The 16,027-nt window shown below is 70.0% G+C and carries 11 protein-coding genes; 6 read left to right on the top strand and 5 right to left on the bottom strand.

Annotation, left to right across the window (positions count from 1 at the left end):
- Positions 1–4: 4 nt before the first annotated feature.
- The 3 genes from glpK to ACFQ79_RS26470 form a co-directional block, all read right to left on the bottom strand.
- Positions 5–1,531 (bottom strand): glycerol kinase GlpK, encoded by a 1,527-nt coding sequence (glpK, locus tag ACFQ79_RS26480; RefSeq protein WP_073915098.1) that lies wholly within the window; start codon positions 1,529–1,531, stop codon positions 5–7.
- A 35-nt stretch (positions 1,532–1,566) separates the two neighbouring features.
- Positions 1,567–2,325 (bottom strand): MIP/aquaporin family protein, encoded by a 759-nt coding sequence (locus ACFQ79_RS26475; RefSeq protein WP_383587835.1) that lies wholly within the window; start codon positions 2,323–2,325, stop codon positions 1,567–1,569.
- A gap of 267 nt (positions 2,326–2,592) precedes the next feature.
- Positions 2,593–3,357, bottom strand: a complete 765-nt coding sequence (locus tag ACFQ79_RS26470) for an IclR family transcriptional regulator (RefSeq protein ID WP_319318387.1) — start codon at positions 3,355–3,357, stop codon at positions 2,593–2,595.
- Between the two features lie 244 nt (positions 3,358–3,601).
- Here ACFQ79_RS26470 and metH point away from each other — a divergent pair, with 244 nt between their 5' ends.
- The 4 genes from metH to ACFQ79_RS26450 all read left to right on the top strand — a co-directional run bounded on the left by metH (position 3,602) and on the right by ACFQ79_RS26450 (position 11,852).
- Positions 3,602–7,144, top strand: coding sequence for a methionine synthase (gene metH, locus ACFQ79_RS26465; RefSeq protein WP_383587831.1), 3,543 nt, complete (start codon positions 3,602–3,604; stop codon positions 7,142–7,144).
- 231 nt (positions 7,145–7,375) lie between these two features.
- Positions 7,376–8,074 carry an HAD family hydrolase gene (locus ACFQ79_RS26460; RefSeq protein ID WP_383587828.1) on the top strand — a complete coding sequence of 233 codons (699 nt, stop codon included), beginning with the start codon at positions 7,376–7,378 and terminating at the stop codon, positions 8,072–8,074.
- Between the two features lie 530 nt (positions 8,075–8,604).
- Positions 8,605–10,194 carry an ABC transporter substrate-binding protein gene (locus ACFQ79_RS26455; RefSeq protein ID WP_383587825.1) on the top strand — a complete coding sequence of 530 codons (1,590 nt, stop codon included), beginning with the start codon at positions 8,605–8,607 and terminating at the stop codon, positions 10,192–10,194.
- A 77-nt stretch (positions 10,195–10,271) separates the two neighbouring features.
- Complete coding sequence (locus tag ACFQ79_RS26450; RefSeq protein ID WP_383587822.1) at positions 10,272–11,852, top strand: ABC transporter substrate-binding protein; 1,581 nt, start codon at positions 10,272–10,274, stop codon at positions 11,850–11,852.
- Between the two features lie 212 nt (positions 11,853–12,064).
- On the opposite strand, the gene ACFQ79_RS26445 is transcribed toward ACFQ79_RS26450, so the two are convergent.
- Both ACFQ79_RS26445 and ACFQ79_RS26440 read right to left on the bottom strand, forming a co-directional pair.
- Complete coding sequence (locus ACFQ79_RS26445) at positions 12,065–12,742, bottom strand: response regulator transcription factor (protein WP_073915076.1); 678 nt, start codon at positions 12,740–12,742, stop codon at positions 12,065–12,067.
- A gap of 42 nt (positions 12,743–12,784) precedes the next feature.
- Positions 12,785–13,687 carry a RecB family exonuclease gene (locus ACFQ79_RS26440; RefSeq protein WP_383587819.1) on the bottom strand — a complete coding sequence of 301 codons (903 nt, stop codon included), beginning with the start codon at positions 13,685–13,687 and terminating at the stop codon, positions 12,785–12,787.
- A gap of 180 nt (positions 13,688–13,867) precedes the next feature.
- Here ACFQ79_RS26440 and ACFQ79_RS26435 point away from each other — a divergent pair, with 180 nt between their 5' ends.
- The gene (locus ACFQ79_RS26435) at positions 13,868–15,001 is read left to right on the top strand and encodes a site-2 protease family protein (RefSeq protein WP_383587865.1); all 1,134 of its coding nucleotides are present in this window, start codon (positions 13,868–13,870) and stop codon (positions 14,999–15,001) included.
- Positions 15,002–15,019: 18 nt separating this feature from the next.
- Positions 15,020–15,907 carry a tRNA (adenine-N1)-methyltransferase gene (locus tag ACFQ79_RS26430; protein ID WP_015032448.1) on the top strand — a complete coding sequence of 296 codons (888 nt, stop codon included), beginning with the start codon at positions 15,020–15,022 and terminating at the stop codon, positions 15,905–15,907.
- Positions 15,908–16,027: the final 120 nt, after the last annotated feature.

The raw sequence follows: 16,027 nt of genomic DNA, 5'->3' as shown, positions 1-16,027 counted from the left end.
CGAATTACTCCTCGTCCTCGATCCAGCCCATGGTCCGCTCGACGGCCTTGAGCCAGCTCTTGTACTCGCTGTCACGCCTGTCGGCGTCCATGCGAGGGGTCCATTCCGCCGCCCGGCGCCAGTTGGCGCGCAGCGCGTCGGTGTCCGGCCAGAAGCCGACGGCCAGGCCGGCGGCGTAGGCGGCGCCGAGGCAGGTGGTCTCGGCGACCATCGGACGCACGACCGGCGCGTCCAGGAAGTCCGAGAGGGTCTGCATCAGCAGGTTGTTGGAGGTCATGCCGCCGTCGACCTTGAGCGCGGTCAGCTCGACGCCGGAGTCCTTCGTCATGGCGTCGGTGATCTCGCGGGTCTGCCAGGCGGTGGCCTCAAGGACGGCGCGGGCGATGTGGGCCTTGGTGACGTACCGGGTGAGGCCGGCGATCACGCCGCGGGCGTCGGAGCGCCAGTACGGGGCGAACAGGCCGGAGAAGGCCGGCACGAAGTAGGCGCCGCCGTTGTCCTCGACCGAGGACGCGAGGGTCTCGATCTCGGCGGCGGACTTGATGAGGCCCATCTGGTCGCGCATCCACTGCACCAGCGAACCGGTGACGGCGATCGAGCCCTCCAGGGCGTAGACCGGCTTCTGGTCGCCGATCTGGTAGCCGACCGTGGTCAGCAGGCCGCTGTAGGAGTTGATGATCTTGTCACCGGTGTTCATCAGCATGAAGGTGCCGGTGCCGTACGTGGACTTGGCCTCGCCCTCGGCGAAACAGGTCTGGCCGAACAGGGCGGCCTGCTGGTCACCGAGCGCCGAGGCGACCGGGACACCGGCGAGGGCGCCGTCCTTGACGTGGCCGTAGACCTCGGCGGAGGAGCGGATCTCGGGGAGGACGTTGAGGGGGACCCCCATCGACTCCGCGATCTTCTCGTCCCAGGCCAGGGTGTGCAGGTTCATCAGCATGGTGCGCGAGGCGTTGGTGACGTCGGTGACGTGCACGCCGCCGTCGGTACCACCCGTGAGGTTCCAGATGACCCACGAGTCCATGGTGCCGAAGAGGATGTCGCCGGCCTCGGCGCGCTCGCGCAGCCCCTCGACGTTGTCGAGCATCCAGCGGATCTTCGGGCCGGCGAAGTAGCTCGCCAGCGGCAGGCCGGTCTCACGGCGGAAGCGGTCCTGGCCGACGTTGCGGCCGAGCTCCTTGCAGAGGGCGTCGGTGCGGGTGTCCTGCCAGACGAGGGCGTTGTGGACGGGCTCACCGGTGTTCTTGTCCCAGAGCAGCGTGGTCTCGCGCTGGTTGGTGATGCCGATGGCCTTGACGTCGGCGGCGGCGATGCCGCCCTTCGTCAGGGCGCCGGCGACGACCTCCTGGACGTTGGTCCAGATCTCGGCGGCGTCGTGCTCGACCCAGCCCGGCTTCGGGAAGATCTGCTCGTGCTCCTTCTGGTCGACCGAGACGATCCGGCCGTCCTTGTCGAAGACGATGCAGCGCGAGGAGGTGGTGCCCTGGTCGATGGCCGCGATGAACGGGCCGGAGGTGTGTGCGTCGGTCACGGTTGGCTCCAAGGGAGGTCTGGAAGAAGGACGGCTCAGGCGAACGCGATGTTGTAGATACCCGCGGCGATGGCTCCACCGATCAGCGGACCGGCGACCGGGATCCAGGCGTAGCTCCAGTCGGAGCCGCCCTTGTGCTTCAGCGGGAGCAGGGCGTGCACGATGCGCGGGCCGAGGTCACGGGCCGGGTTGATCGCGTAGCCGGTCGGGCCGCCGAGCGAGAGGCCGATGGAGACCACGACGAACGCGGTGATCAGGGCGCCTATGACGCCGAGGCCCTTGCCGCTGTCGTTGAGGCCCTGCGTGAGCACGGCCAGGACGAGCACGACGGTGCCGATGATCTCGGTGGCCAGGTTCTGCCAGGTGTTCCGGATCTCGGGGCCGGTGGAGAAGATGCCGAGCACCGGGCCGGGGCCCTCGATCGGCTTCTGGCCCGAGGCCTCGGGGTCGTCGAGGTGCGCCTGGAACTGGCCGTAGTAGGCCACCCAGACCAGCGCCGCGCCGATCATGGCGCCGAGCATCTGGCCGGCGATGTAGACGGGAACGTTGCCCCACTCGCCGTCCTTGATCGCGATTCCGACCGTGACGGCGGGGTTCAGATGGGCGCCCGAGAGGGAAGCCGTCATGTAGACGGCCGTCATGACGGCGAAGCCCCACCCGAAGGTGATCGCGAGCCAGCCCGCGTTGCGGGCCTTGGAGCCCTTGAGCGTGACAGCGGCGCACACGCCGCCGCCGAGCAGAATCAGAACGGCGGTACCGATGGTCTCGCCGAGGAAGATGTCGGAGCTGGACACCCGCGACTCCTTTGTCCTTCGTCCAGGGGAACGGCGGACTCCGGGTCCCTCCGGAGGTCCGCACCCTCGTGTGAGGGCTGTTTCCGGCCCTTGGCACTGCCACACCTTAGCGTGTATTGCCGTTAGGTGTTCGGCATTGCCGACCGATGAACGGAAGTTTTGCCCCCGGGTTAACAGCACGTCAAGGCCCCGGGAAGCGAAAGACCCGCCGATAACGCGATCGTTACCGGCGGGTTCACTCAGCTCGGGGGGCGCGGTGGCGCAGGGTCAGAACCGACCGGCTCCCAGATCCCGGGAGACCGCCCGGGCGCAGTCCCGCACCGCCGCGACGAGTTCGGGACGCAGCTCCCCGGCCGGGCACAGCCGCTCCACGGCGCCCGTCACCGCCACCGCGCCCACCGGCATCCGCCGCCGGTCGTGGATCGGCGCCGCCACCGAGGCGACCCCCTCCCAGGTCTCCTCCACGTCCGCCGCCCAGCCCTTGGCCCGCGTCATGTCGAGCAGCGACTCGAACTCCCCGAGCTCCGTGGTCGTACGGGGCGTGAACGGCTCCCGCTCGACCTCCAGGACCTCGCTGTGCGCCACCGGGTCGTACGCCGAGAGGACCTTGCCGAGCGCCGTGGAGTGCAGCGGCTGCATGGCCCCGACCTCCAGGACCTGGCGGCTGTCGTCCGGCCGGAAGACGTGGTGCACGATCAGGACCCCCTGCTGGTGCAGCACCCCCAGGTGCACGCTCTCGCCGCTGGACCGCGCCAGGTCGTCCGTCCAGACCAGCGCCCGCGCGCGCAGCTCGTGCACGTCGAGATAGCTGTTGCCGAGCCGCAGCAGCTCCGCACCGAGCTGATAGCGGCCCGAGGCCGCCTCCTGCTCCACGAAGCCCTCCGCCTGGAGCGTGCGCAGGATGCCGTGGGCGGTGCCCTTGGCGAGTCCCAGCGAGGACGCGATGTCGGACAGGCCCAGCCGGCGCTCGCCGCCCGCGAGCAGTCGCAGCATGGCCGCCGCCCGTTCAAGCGACTGGATGTTCTTCGCCATCGCCCGACCCCTTCTCCCTCTCACGCTGTTCGACAATGCTGAACACTATCGGTCGATGCCGACCTTGCGTTACACATGACAGTGTCAGCCAAGAACGGGCAGAACCGGGAGTCCCCGCACACAGGATGCCGTCCGCCCCGCGAGACGCCGTGTCCACCCTCGCCGGAGCGCGGTTACGCTGGCCCCGTGCACCCTCCTCCGAAGGTGCAAAGCCGACAGCCGTCGCATCCCAGGGAGCTCATCCATGGCCTCGTTGCCGACCCCTTCCGCAGACAGCCGGAACCGCGCCGCTGCCCTCCGCGAGGCACTCGCCAGCCGAGTCGTCGTCGCCGACGGCGCCATGGGCACCATGCTCCAGGCACAGGACCCCACCCTCGAGGACTTCCAGAACCTCGAAGGCTGCAACGAGATCCTGAACATCACCAGGCCCGACATCGTCCGTTCGGTCCACGAGGAGTACTTCGCCGCCGGCGTCGACTGCGTCGAGACCAACACCTTCGGCGCCAACCACGCCGCCCTGGGCGAGTACGACATCCCCGAGCGCGTCCACGAACTCTCCGAGGCCGGTGCCCGCATCGCCCGCGAGGTCGCCGACGAGTTCACCGCCTCCACCGGACACCAGCGCTGGGTCCTCGGCTCCATCGGCCCCGGCACCAAGCTGCCGACCCTCGGCCACGCCCCGTACACCCTGCTGCGCGACGCCTACCAGCAGAACGCCGAGGGCCTCCTCGCCGGCGGCGCCGACGCCCTGCTCGTCGAGACCACCCAGGACCTGCTCCAGACCAAGGCCTCCGTCATCGGCGCCCGCCGCGCCCTCGACGCCCTCGGCGCCGACGTGCCGCTCATCGTCTCCGTCACCGTCGAGACCACCGGCACCATGCTCCTCGGCTCCGAGATCGGCGCCGCCCTGACGGCCCTGGAGCCGCTCGGCATCGACATGATCGGCCTGAACTGCGCCACCGGCCCCGCCGAGATGAGCGAGCACCTCCGCTACCTCGCCCGCCACTCGCGCATCCCGCTCTCCTGCATGCCCAACGCCGGCCTGCCCGTCCTCACCTCCGACGGCGCGCACTACCCGCTCAGCCCCGCCGAGCTCGCCGACGCCCAGGAGACCTTCGTCCGCGAGTACGGCCTCTCCCTGATCGGCGGCTGCTGCGGTACGACCCCCGAGCACCTGCGCCAGGTCGTCGAGCGCGTCCGGGACCTCACCCCCGGCGTGCGCCAGCCGCACCCCGAGCCCGGCGCCGCCTCGCTCTACCAGACCGTGCCGTTCCGCCAGGACACCGCGTACATGGCGATCGGCGAGCGCACCAACGCCAACGGCTCGAAGAAGTTCCGCGAGGCCATGCTGGAGGCCCGCTGGGACGACTGCGTCGAGATGGCCCGCGACCAGATCCGCGAGGGCGCGCACATGCTCGACCTCTGCGTCGACTACGTGGGCCGCGACGGCGTCGCCGACATGCAGGAGCTCGCCGGCCGCTTCGCCACCGCCTCCACGCTGCCGATCGTCCTCGACTCCACCGAGGTGGACGTCCTGCAGGCAGGTCTGGAGAAGCTCGGCGGCCGGGCCGTCATCAACTCCGTCAACTACGAGGACGGCGACGGCCCCGAGTCCCGCTTCGCCAAGGTCACCCGGCTGGCCCAGGAGCACGGCGCCGCGCTCATCGCCCTCACCATCGACGAGGAGGGCCAGGCCCGTACCCCCGAGCACAAGGTCGCCATCGCCGAACGGCTCATCGACGACCTCACCGGCAACTGGGGCATCCACGAGTCCGACATCCTCATCGACACCCTGACCTTCACCATCTGTACCGGTCAGGAGGAGTCCCGCAAGGACGGCATCGCCACCATCGAGGCGATCCGCGAGCTGAAGCGCCGCCACCCGGACGTCCAGACCACCCTGGGCCTCTCCAACATCTCCTTCGGCCTGAACCCGGCCGCGCGCATCCTGCTCAACTCGGTCTTCCTCGACGAGTGCGTCAAGGCCGGCCTCGACTCGGCGATCGTCCACGCCTCGAAGATCCTGCCGATCGCCCGCTTCGACGACGAGCAGGTCACCACCGCGCTCGACCTGATCTACGACCGGCGACGCCCCCAGCAGGGGGACGAACCGGCCTACGACCCGCTGCAGAAGCTGATGGCCCTCTTCGAGGGCGTCAACACCAAGTCGATGAAGGCCGGCAAGACGGAGGAGCTCCTCGCCCTGCCGCTGGACGAGCGGCTGAAGCGGCGGATCATCGACGGCGAGAAGAACGGCCTTGAGGCCGACCTCGACGAGGCCCTGACGATCCGCCCCGCCCTGGAGATCGTCAACGAGATCCTGCTCGACGGCATGAAGACGGTCGGCGAGCTGTTCGGCTCCGGCCAGATGCAGCTGCCGTTCGTGCTCCAGTCCGCCGAGGTCATGAAGACCGCGGTGGCCTACCTGGAACCGCACATGGAGAAGACGGACGCCGACGGCAAGGGCACCATCGTCCTCGCCACCGTCCGCGGCGACGTCCACGACATCGGCAAGAACCTCGTCGACATCATCCTCTCCAACAACGGCTACAACGTCGTCAACATCGGCATCAAGCAGCCCGTCTCCGCGATCCTGGAGGCCGCGGAGGAGCACAGCGCCGACGTGATCGGCATGTCCGGCCTCCTCGTGAAGTCCACCGTGATCATGAAGGAGAACCTGGAGGAGCTGAACCAGCGCGAGCTGGCCGCCAAGTACCCCGTGATCCTCGGCGGCGCCGCCCTCACCAGGGCCTACGTCGAACAGGACCTCCACGAGATCTACCAGGGCGAGGTCCGCTACGCCCGCGACGCCTTCGAGGGCCTCCGCCTCATGGACGCCCTCGTCGCCGTCAAGCGCGGCGTCCCCGGCGCCAAGCTCCCCGAGCTCAAGCAGCGCCGCGTCCCCAAGCGGACCGCGACACCGGGGGGGCCGGCCCTCCAGGTGGAGGAGCCGGACGAGCCGGGCGGCCGTTCCGACGTCGCCGTCGACAACCCCGTCCCCACCCCGCCGTTCTGGGGCACCCGGGTCGTCAAGGGCATCCCGCTCAAGGACTACGCCTCCTGGCTCGACGAGGGCGCCCTCTTCAAGGGCCAGTGGGGCCTCAAGCAGGCCCGCGTCGGCGGCGCCACGTACGAGGAGCTCGTCGAGAGCGAGGGCCGGCCGCGGCTGCGCGGCCTGCTCGACAAGCTGCACACCGAGAACCTCCTCGAGGCGGCCGTCGTCTACGGCTACTTCCCCTGCGTCTCCAAGGGCGAGGACCTGATCATCCTCGACGAGGCCGGCAACGAGCGGACCCGCTTCACCTTCCCGCGCCAGCGCCGCGGCCGCCGCCTCTGCCTCGCGGACTTCTTCCGCCCGGAGGAGTCCGGCGAGACCGACGTGGTCGGCCTCCAGGTCGTCACCGTCGGCTCGAAGATCGGCGAGGCCACCGCCAAGCTGTTCGAGTCCGACTCCTACCGCGAGTACCTGGAGCTGCACGGCCTCTCCGTCCAGCTCGCCGAGGCCATGGCCGAGTACTGGCACGCCCGCGTCCGCGCCGAGCTCGGCTTCGGCGGCGAGGACCCGGACGCGGTCGAGGACATGTTCGACCTCAAGTACCGCGGCGCGCGCTTCTCGCTCGGCTACGGGGCCTGCCCCGACCTGGAGGACCGCGCGAAGATCGCCGAACTGCTGCGTCCGGAGCGGATCGGCGTCCACCTCTCCGAGGAGTTCCAGCTCCACCCCGAGCAGTCCACGGACGCCATCGTGATCCATCACCCCGAGGCGAAGTACTTCAACGCTCGGTGACCGGGCGGGCCCCGGGCTCCGTCCGGCGGCCCCCCGGGATCCGCCCGGCGGTACACCCCGGGGATCCGTCCGGCGGTACACCCCCCGGACGGTGTCCGGGGGACCCCACGGGGTAAATCCACGCCCTTTCGGTGATCCGGACGTACACTTGTCGGTCCAGTGCAGGCCGGTCTTCCTCCCCGTACCGGGGAGGGGGGCCGGCCTTCTCGTCCCTCCATGGAGGTGTGCCGGATGACCAGTACGGTCCCCGCGTCCCTGATCCGTACCAACGGAAGCTCCGCCCTGCAGGCGGTCTTCCTCGACATGGACGGGACCCTCGTCGACACGGAGGGCTTCTGGTGGGACGCGGAGGTCGAGGTCTTCGCCGACCTCGGACACCGGCTGGACGAGGCCTGGCGGGACATCGTCGTCGGCGGCCCGATGACGCGCAGCGCCGGCTACCTCATCGAGTCCACCGGCGCCGACATCACCCTCGCCGAGCTGACCGTCCTGCTCAACGAGAAGTTCGAGCGGCGCATCGAGCGCGGTGTGCCCCTCATGCCCGGCGCCGAGCGGCTCCTCGCCGAGCTGGCCCGGCACTCCATCCCGACCGCACTGGTCTCCGCCTCGCACCGGCGGATCATCGACAAGGTCCTCCACTCGCTCGGACGCGACCGCTTCTCGCTCACCGTCGCGGGCGACGAGGTCGTCCGGACCAAGCCGCACCCGGAGCCCTACCTGGCGGCCGCCCAGGGGGTCGGGGCCGACCCCGTGCTCTGTGCCGTCATCGAGGACACCGCCACCGGTGTGGCGGCCGCCGAGGCGGCCGGCTGCCGGGTCGTCGCGGTGCCCTCGGTCGCCCCGATCGCGCCCTCCCCGGGCCGGGTCGTCGTGCGCTCCCTCGAAGAGGTCGACGTGCCCTTCCTCCGTACATTGATCACCGGAATCTGAGCTTTATCTGAGCTTCCCCCGGGCGGAATGCGATTTCGGCCCGGAGAAACCGCGGAGATACCCCGGGGGGCACCGGGGGGCACCCGCGGTGCCCCCGGGGAACGCCCGGGGAAAACGATCAGGCCATTCGCCGAAAAGGCCCCTGCGTGACCTTGGTCACGCAGAGTGCCGAACGGCGGGTGGCCTTCGTGCGTCCCCTGTCCGATTGGGGCGTGTTTCGGCGCCCCCTGTGTCCCGATTAGATCGGCACCGTCCGCATCATCCGGCGCATGACTATCGAGACCCCCGTATTCATGATCACTGTGCGATTACCCCCACGGCCGCCCGTGGTCAGGCAATAGCGACGCCGCCCACTAATCTTTCGCGAGTACTTCGCCGCATAACCCGCGTGCACCGGCGCACACCCAAGTCGCCGTGAACACAGGACCGATCGCAACACCCGGCCCGATCGCTCCCGCCCAGACCGGGCGGCCGGCGGCGGAGTTCCACTGACCGCTGTATCCCAGTGCCGGATGAGGAGATCGTCCCTGATGAACCGCAAGACCCTGGTGCTGCCGGCCGTGGCCGGACTGCTCGCCCCCCTGCTCGCCGCCTGCGGCGGTGCGGAGGAAGGCGGAGCGATCGTCGTCGGCACCACGGACCAGTTCATCGCCACCGCGGACGCCCCCGCGCCGCTCGACCCGGCCTTCGCCTACGACACCGGCGCCTGGAACATCCTGCGGCAGACCGTGCAGACCCTGATGCACGTGCCCCGCGACAGCGGCGAGCCCGTCCCCGAGGCCGCCCAGAGCTGCGGATTCTCCGACAAGGCCAGCGAGAGCTACCGCTGCAAGCTGCGCTCCGGACTCACCTTCGCCGACGGCAGCCCGATCACCGCCGAGGACGTCAAGTTCTCCATCGAGCGCGTGCTGAAGATCAAGTCGGACAACGGCACCGCCGCCCTCCTCTCGAACATCGACACCATCGAGACCAAGGGCACCGACGAGGTCGTCTTCCACCTCAAGACCCCCGACGCCACCTTCCCGTACAAGCTCTCCACCCCGGTCGCCGGCATCCTCAGCAAGGACAAGTACGAGGCCGGAAAGCTCCGCGAGGGCTTCGACGTCGACGGCTCGGGCCCGTACACCATGAAGGTCGAGCGCGAGGGCGACAAGGCCACCCGCTTCGTCTTCACCAAGAACCCGGCCTACAAGGGCGACATCACCCTGCGCAACGAGAAGGTCGAGCTGCGCCCCTACGCCGACGCGAACACCATGGGCCGGGCCCTGGAGAGCGACGACATCGACATGATGGCCCGCTCCCTGTCCCGGAAGCAGGTCAAGGACCTCACCGAGACCCCCAAGGACGGCATCGAGGTCATCGAGGTCCCCGGCCTCGAGATCCGCTACCTCGGCTTCAACACCAAGGCCCCCGCCGTCCAGGAGAAGGCCGTCCGCCAGGCCATGGCCGCCGTCGTCGACCGCGGCGCCCTCGTCAACCGGGTCTACGGCACCACCGCCGAGCCGCTGTACTCGCTGATCCCCTCCAGCATCACCGGCCACGCCACCCCCTTCTTCGACACGTACGGCGAGCCCGACCAGGCCCGTGCCGCCAAGCTCCTCAAGGACGCCGGCGTCAAGACCCCGGTCAAGCTGACGCTGAACTACACCACCGACCACTACGGCGCCGAGACCGCCGAGGAGTTCGAGGCGCTCAAGAAGCAGCTCGTCTCCAGCGAGCTCTTCGACGTCACCGTCCAGGGCGCCGAGTGGTCGACGTTCCGCACCGCCCAGAAGCGCGGCGACTACGCCGTCTACGGACTCGGCTGGTTCCCCGACTACCCGGACCCGGACAACTACATCGCGCCGTTCCTGGACAGCGACAACTTCCTCAACACCCCGTACGTGAACAAGGTCGTCCGCGACCAGCTCATCCCGCGCTCGCGCCGCCAGGCCGACCGCACCGCCGCGAGCCCCGTCTTCAACCAGATCCAGAAGATCGTCGCCGAGGACGTACCCGTCCTGCCGCTGTGGCAGGGCAAGCAGTACGTCGCCGCGCGCGACGACCTCAACGGAGTCGAGTACGCACTCAACACGTCCTCCGACCTCCTGCTCTGGGAACTGGGCCGCGGTACCGCATAACCCCGTCGACTGGATCGGTTACACCGGCCGCGCACCCGCGCGCGGCCGGCCTGACAAGAGATCACGAGGCACGTTCTGTGAAGACGCACAACAAGTGGCTGACGGCCCCCCTCGCCGCCGGTCTGTCCGCCGCCCTCCTCAGCGGCTGTGGCACCGAGCAGGGCGGCTCGGGCGGCTCCGGCAACGGCATACGCGTCGGCATGTCCGACGAGATCGTCGCCACCGACCCGGCGGCCGGCTACGACCCCGGCTCGTGGCTGCTGTTCAACAACGTCTTCCAGTCCCTGCTGGCCTTCCCCAAGGGCGGCTCCGAGCCCGAGCCCGAGGCCGCCGACAAGTGCGGCTTCACCACCGGCAGCACCGTGTACAGCTGCACCCTGCGCGACGGCCTCACCTTCTCCAACGGCAACAAGCTCACCTCGGAGGACGTCAAGTTCTCCTTCGAGCGCGCCCTCAAGATCGCCGACCCCTCGGGCCCCGCGCCGCTGCTTGCCACCATCAAGAGCATCGAGACCCCGGACGAGAAGACCGTCGTCTTCCACCTCAAGGTCCCCGACGCCACCTTCCCCAGCAAGATCGCCTCCGGTGCCGGCTCCATCGTCGACCACCGCGAGTACCCCGCCGACGCCCTGCGCACCGACGGCAAGGCCACCGGTTCCGGCCCCTACAAGCTGGACTCCTTCAGCGCCACCGAGGCCACCTTCTCCGCCAACCCCGGCTACAAGGGCACCGCCCAGCGCAAGAACGACGCCGTCACCCTCAAGCTCTACGGCGGCGACCGCTCCGCCCTCGCCAAGGGACTCACCGACGGAGACGTCGACGTCGCCTACCGAGGCCTCTCCGCCGAGGACATCGCGACCCTCGAGACCTCCGACACCACGGACGACAAGGGCATCGAGGTCGTCCAGGGCAGCAGCGCCGAGGTCCAGCACCTCGTCTTCAACATGAAGGACCCGGTCGCCGGCAAGCTCGGCGTCCGCCAGGCCATCGCCCACCTCGTCGACCGCGAGGCCCTCGTCGAAGGCGTCTACAAGTCCACGGCCACGCCGCTGTACTCGATCGTCCCGGCCGGCATCGCCGGACACAACACCGCCTTCTACGACACCTACGGCGCCCCCGACAAGGCCAAGGCGAAGAAGGCCCTGCGCGCCGCCGGCATCACCGCCAAGGTGAAGCTCACCCTCTGGTCCACGCCCAGCCGCTACGGCCCGTCCACCGACCAGGAGCTCAAGGCCATCGCCGAGCAGCTCAACGCCAGCGGTCTCTTCGACGCCGACGTCAAGTCCGTCGCCTACGACCAGTACGAGAAGGACATCGCGGCCGGCAAGTACGGCGTCTACGTCAAGGGCTGGGTCCCCGACTACCCCGACGCCGACAACTTCACCACCCCGTTCTTCGGCGAGGGCAACGTCCTCGGCAACCACTACGAGAACGCCACCATCACCGGCAGCCTCCTCCCCAAGACCGCCGCCGCCCCGGACCGCGCCGCCACCGCCGACGAGTACGGGAAGCTCCAGGACCTCGTCGCCGAGCAGCTGCCCCTCCTGCCGCTCTGGCAGGGCAAGCAGTACGCCGTCGCCCGCCAGGACGTCACGGGCCTCGAATGGACCCTCGACGCCTCGACGGTCTTCCGCTTCTGGGAGATCCGCAAGGGCTGACCCGCCCCCGGACACGAGGCCCGTCCCCGGACACGAGGCCCGTCCCCGGACACGAGGCCCGTCCCCGGACACGAGGCCCGGACACGAGGCCCGTCCTCGGAGACGAAGCCCCGGGGACGAGGTCCGTCCCGACACGACAGGAGGGGCCCGGTGCACGCAGCACGCGCACCGGGCCCCTCCCGCCGTATCCGCTCCCGACGTACCCGCCGGGGCTACTGCCCGTTGGCCCCCGGCCGCACCAGACCGCTCTCGTACGCGTACACCGCGGCCTGCACCCGGTCCCGCAGGCCCAGCTTCGTCAGCACATGGCCCACATGCGTCTTCACCGTCGTCTCGCTGACGAACAGGTCCGCCGCGATCTCCGCGTTCGACAGGCCACGGGCCACCAGCTTCAGCACCTCGACCTCACGGTCCGTCAAGGTGTTCAGCGTGTCCGGCACCTGCTCCTCGCCCGTCGGCAGATGCGCCGAGTACTTGTCGAGCAGCCGGCGCGTGATCGACGGCGCCAGCATCGCCTCACCGGCCGCCACCACCCGGATCGCCTGCACCAGCTCGTTCGCCGGGGCGTCCTTCAGGAGGAAACCGCTCGCCCCCGCCCGCAGCGCCTCCACCACGTACTCGTCGAGGTCGAAGGTCGTCAGCACCAGCACCTTCGCCGGACCGTCCCGGCCCGGACCCGTGATCTGCCGGGTCGCCTCCACCCCGTCCATCCGCGGCATCCGGATGTCCATCAGCACCACGTCCGGCTGCAGCGCCCGCACCTGGTCCTGCGCCTGGAGACCGTCCCCGGCCTCACCCACCACCGCGATGTCCTGCTCCGCCTCCAGAATCATCCGGAAGCCGGTGCGCAGCAGCGGCTGATCGTCGACCAAGAGGACGCGGATCGTCACAAGGGCTCCTTCACGGGGCTGAGCTCACGAGGTACACCGGCACTACGGCGCCGGCGGGGCCAGGTCCATTCTGCCCTGCCCCGAATCGCCCGACTCCGGCGGGCGCGCGGGAACGATCTTCAGCGGATAGACCGGGGGAGTCCCCCCGAACTCCGGACACACCGCCTGGTGATCGCACCAGCCGCACAGCTTCGTCGGCCGCGGCCGCCAGTCGCCCGTCTCCGTCGCCAGCCGGATCGCCTCCCACAGCGCCAGCAGCTTCCGCTCCACCCGCAGCAGATCCGCCTCCACCGGGTCGTACGTCAGCACCTCCCCGCTGCCCAGATACACCAGCTGCAGCCGCCGCGGGATCACCTGCCTCAGCCGCCACACCACCAGCGCGTAGAACGTCATCTGGAACAGCGCGCCGTCCCGGTACTCCGGCCGCGGCGCCTTGCCCGTCTTGTAGTCGACGATCCGCACGTCACCCGACGGCGCCACATCGATCCGGTCGATCACCCCGCGCAACCGCAGCCCCGAGTCCAGCTCCGTCTCCACGAACAGCTCCCGCTCGGCGGGCTCAAGACGCGTCGGATCCTCCAGCGTGAACCACCGCTCGACCAGCCGCTCCGCCTCACCCAGCCAGCCCGCGAGCCGCTCGCCCTCCGGATCCTCCGCGAACAGCTGCCCCAGCTCCGGCTTCGACTCGAGGAGCCGGTCCCACTGCCCCGGAACCATCGACCGCGCCCGCGGAGCCGTCCGCTCCACCGCCGGATCGTCGAAGAGCCGCTCGAGCACCGCGTGCACCAGCGTCCCCCGCGTCGCCGCCTCGCTCGGCTTCTCCGGCAGCCGGTCGATCACCCGGAACCGGTACAGCAGCGGACACTGCATGAAATCGCTCGCCCGCGACGGCGACAACGACATGGGCGCCCGGGGCTCCGCCGGCACCTGCTCGCTCGTACTCATGACGAAGACCCTACGACCCGCCACCGACAGCGAGCGGAATACCATCGACCTGGGACCCCGTCGCACTGCATGATCGAACCGTGACACACCGACGTGGGTCACCCTCCGCGACGAAAGGAACCCGTGAACCAGGACGAGCCCAAGCCGCAGCGGACCGAGGAGCCCGGCGGCGGCATCCTCATGGGCCGCCCCTTCGGCGTGCCCGTCTACGTCGCCCCCAGCTGGTTCCTCGTCGCCGCCCTCATCACCTGGGTCTTCGGCGACCAGATCGAGCGCGTCCTGCCCGAACTCGGCGCCGCCCGCTACCTCGTCTCCCTCTTCTTCGCCGTCGCCTTCTACGCCTCCGTCCTCGTCCACGAACTGGCCCACACCATCGCCGCGCTCCGCTTCAAGCTCCCGGTGCGCCGCATCCAGCTCCAGTTCTTCGGCGGCGTCTCCGAGATCGAGAAGGAGACCGAGACCCCCGGCCGCGAGTTCGTCCTCGCCTTCGTCGGCCCCCTCCTCTCCCTCGTCCTCGCCGGCGTGTTCTATCTCTCGATGTACGCCGTCGAGCCCGGCACCGTCCCCGGCGTCCTCCTCGCCGGCCTGATGATCTCCAACCTCATCGTCGCGATCTTCAACCTGCTCCCCGGGCTCCCCCTCGACGGCGGCCGGATGCTCCGCGCCGTCGTCTGGAAGATCACCGGCAAGCCCATGAGCGGCACCATCGCCGCCGCCTGGGTCGGCCGCGCCCTGGCCGTCCTCGTCCTCGTCGGACTGCCCCTGCTCACCCGCACCGGCGTCCTCGGCAACTCCACCGACGACATCAGCGGCCTCAACACCGTCACCGACGCCCTGCTCGCCGCGATCCTCGCCGCCATCATCTGGACCGGCGCGGGCAACAGCCTCCGCATGGCCCGCCTCCGCGAACACCTCCCCGAGCTCCGGGCCCGCAGCCTCACCCGCCGCGCCATCCCCGTCGAGCCCGTCACCCCCCTCTCCGAGGCCCTCCGCCGCGCCAACGAGGCCGGCGCCCGCGCCCTCGTCGTCGTCGACGGCCACGGAGACCCCACCGGCATCGTCCGCGAGGCCGCCATCGCCGCCGTCCCCGAACACCGCCGCCCCTGGGTCGCCGTCAGCACCCTCGCCCAGGACCTCACCGACGGCATGCGCGTCCCCGCCGAACTCACCGGCCAGCCCCTCCTCGACCACCTCCGCGCCAGCCCGGCCACCGAGTACCTCGTCGTCGAGGACACCGGCGCGATCTACGGGGTCCTCGCCACCACCGACGTCGAGCGCGCCTTCGTCCAGGCCATGGCACGACCCTCCTCGTAGTCCTTGTACTCTGGTCACATGTCCGAACCGACCGGTGCCGCCCGCCGACGCGGGCCCTTCAAGGTCGGGGACCAGGTTCAGCTGACCGACCCCAAGGGCCGTCACTACACGTTCACGCTCGAAGAGGGAAAGAACTTCCACACCCACAAGGGTTCTTTCCCGCACGACGAACTGATCGGCGCCCCCGAGGGCAGCGTTGTCCGCACCACCGGAAACGTCGCCTACCTCGCGCTGCGCCCCCTGCTCCCCGACTACGTCCTGTCCATGCCCCGCGGCGCCGCCGTGGTCTACCCCAAGGACGCGGGGCAGATCCTGGCCTTCGCCGACATCTTCCCCGGCGCCCGCGTCGTGGAAGCGGGAGTGGGCTCGGGCTCGCTGAGCAGCTTCCTCCTGCGCGCCATCGGAGACAGCGGCATGCTGCACTCCTACGAGCGCCGCGAGGACTTCGCCGAGATCGCGAAGGGCAACGTCGAACGCTACTTCGGCGGCCCCCACCCCGCGTGGCAGCTGACCGTCGGCGACCTCCAGGACAACCTGTCCGACACCGACGTCGACCGCGTCATCCTGGACATGCTCGCCCCCTGGGAGTGCCTGGAGGCCGTCTCCAAGGCACTCGTCCCCGGCGGCATCCTCTGCTGCTACGTGGCGACCACCACCCAGCTCGCCCGCACCGTGGAGTCCATCCGCGAGTTCGGCTGCTACGCCGAGCCGCAGCCCTGGGAATCCATGATCCGCAACTGGCACGTCGAGGGCCTCGCCGTCCGCCCCGATCACCGCATGATCGGCCACACCGGCTTCCTCGTCACCGCCCGCCGCCTCGCGGACGGCGTCGAGCCCCCGATGCGCCGCCGCCGCCCCGCCAAGGGCGCCTACGGCGAGGACTACGAAGGCCCCAACAAGGGCTGACGTCCCGACACCCACGGCGCGCCGCCGCCGAGTTCCCGCCGACCGCGGGGAACTCGACGGCGGCGTCCTCATGTTCGGCCGGCACCCGGCCTCCCACGAGACCGACCCCGACGGTTCCGT

It is taken from the genome of Streptomyces sp. NPDC056480, from assembly GCF_042795405.1.
Lineage (GTDB): Bacteria > Actinomycetota > Actinomycetes > Streptomycetales > Streptomycetaceae > Streptomyces.
This window is presented reverse-complemented; position numbering and strand designations above follow the sequence as displayed.

Bases quoted from the DNA above. Each gene is read 5' to 3' on its own strand.
- ACFQ79_RS26470 (WP_319318387.1), bottom strand. From the start codon at position 3,357: ATGGCGAAGAACATCCAGTCGCTTGAACGGGCGGCGGCCATGCTGCGA.
- metH (WP_383587831.1), top strand. From the start codon at position 3,602: ATGGCCTCGTTGCCGACCCCTTCCGCAGACAGCCGGAACCGCGCCGCT.
- ACFQ79_RS26460 (WP_383587828.1), top strand. From the start codon at position 7,376: ATGACCAGTACGGTCCCCGCGTCCCTGATCCGTACCAACGGAAGCTCC.
- ACFQ79_RS26455 (WP_383587825.1), top strand. From the start codon at position 8,605: ATGAACCGCAAGACCCTGGTGCTGCCGGCCGTGGCCGGACTGCTCGCC.
- ACFQ79_RS26440 (WP_383587819.1), bottom strand. From the start codon at position 13,687: ATGAGTACGAGCGAGCAGGTGCCGGCGGAGCCCCGGGCGCCCATGTCG.
- ACFQ79_RS26435 (WP_383587865.1), top strand. From the start codon at position 13,868: ATGGGCCGCCCCTTCGGCGTGCCCGTCTACGTCGCCCCCAGCTGGTTC.
- ACFQ79_RS26430 (WP_015032448.1), top strand. From the start codon at position 15,020: ATGTCCGAACCGACCGGTGCCGCCCGCCGACGCGGGCCCTTCAAGGTC.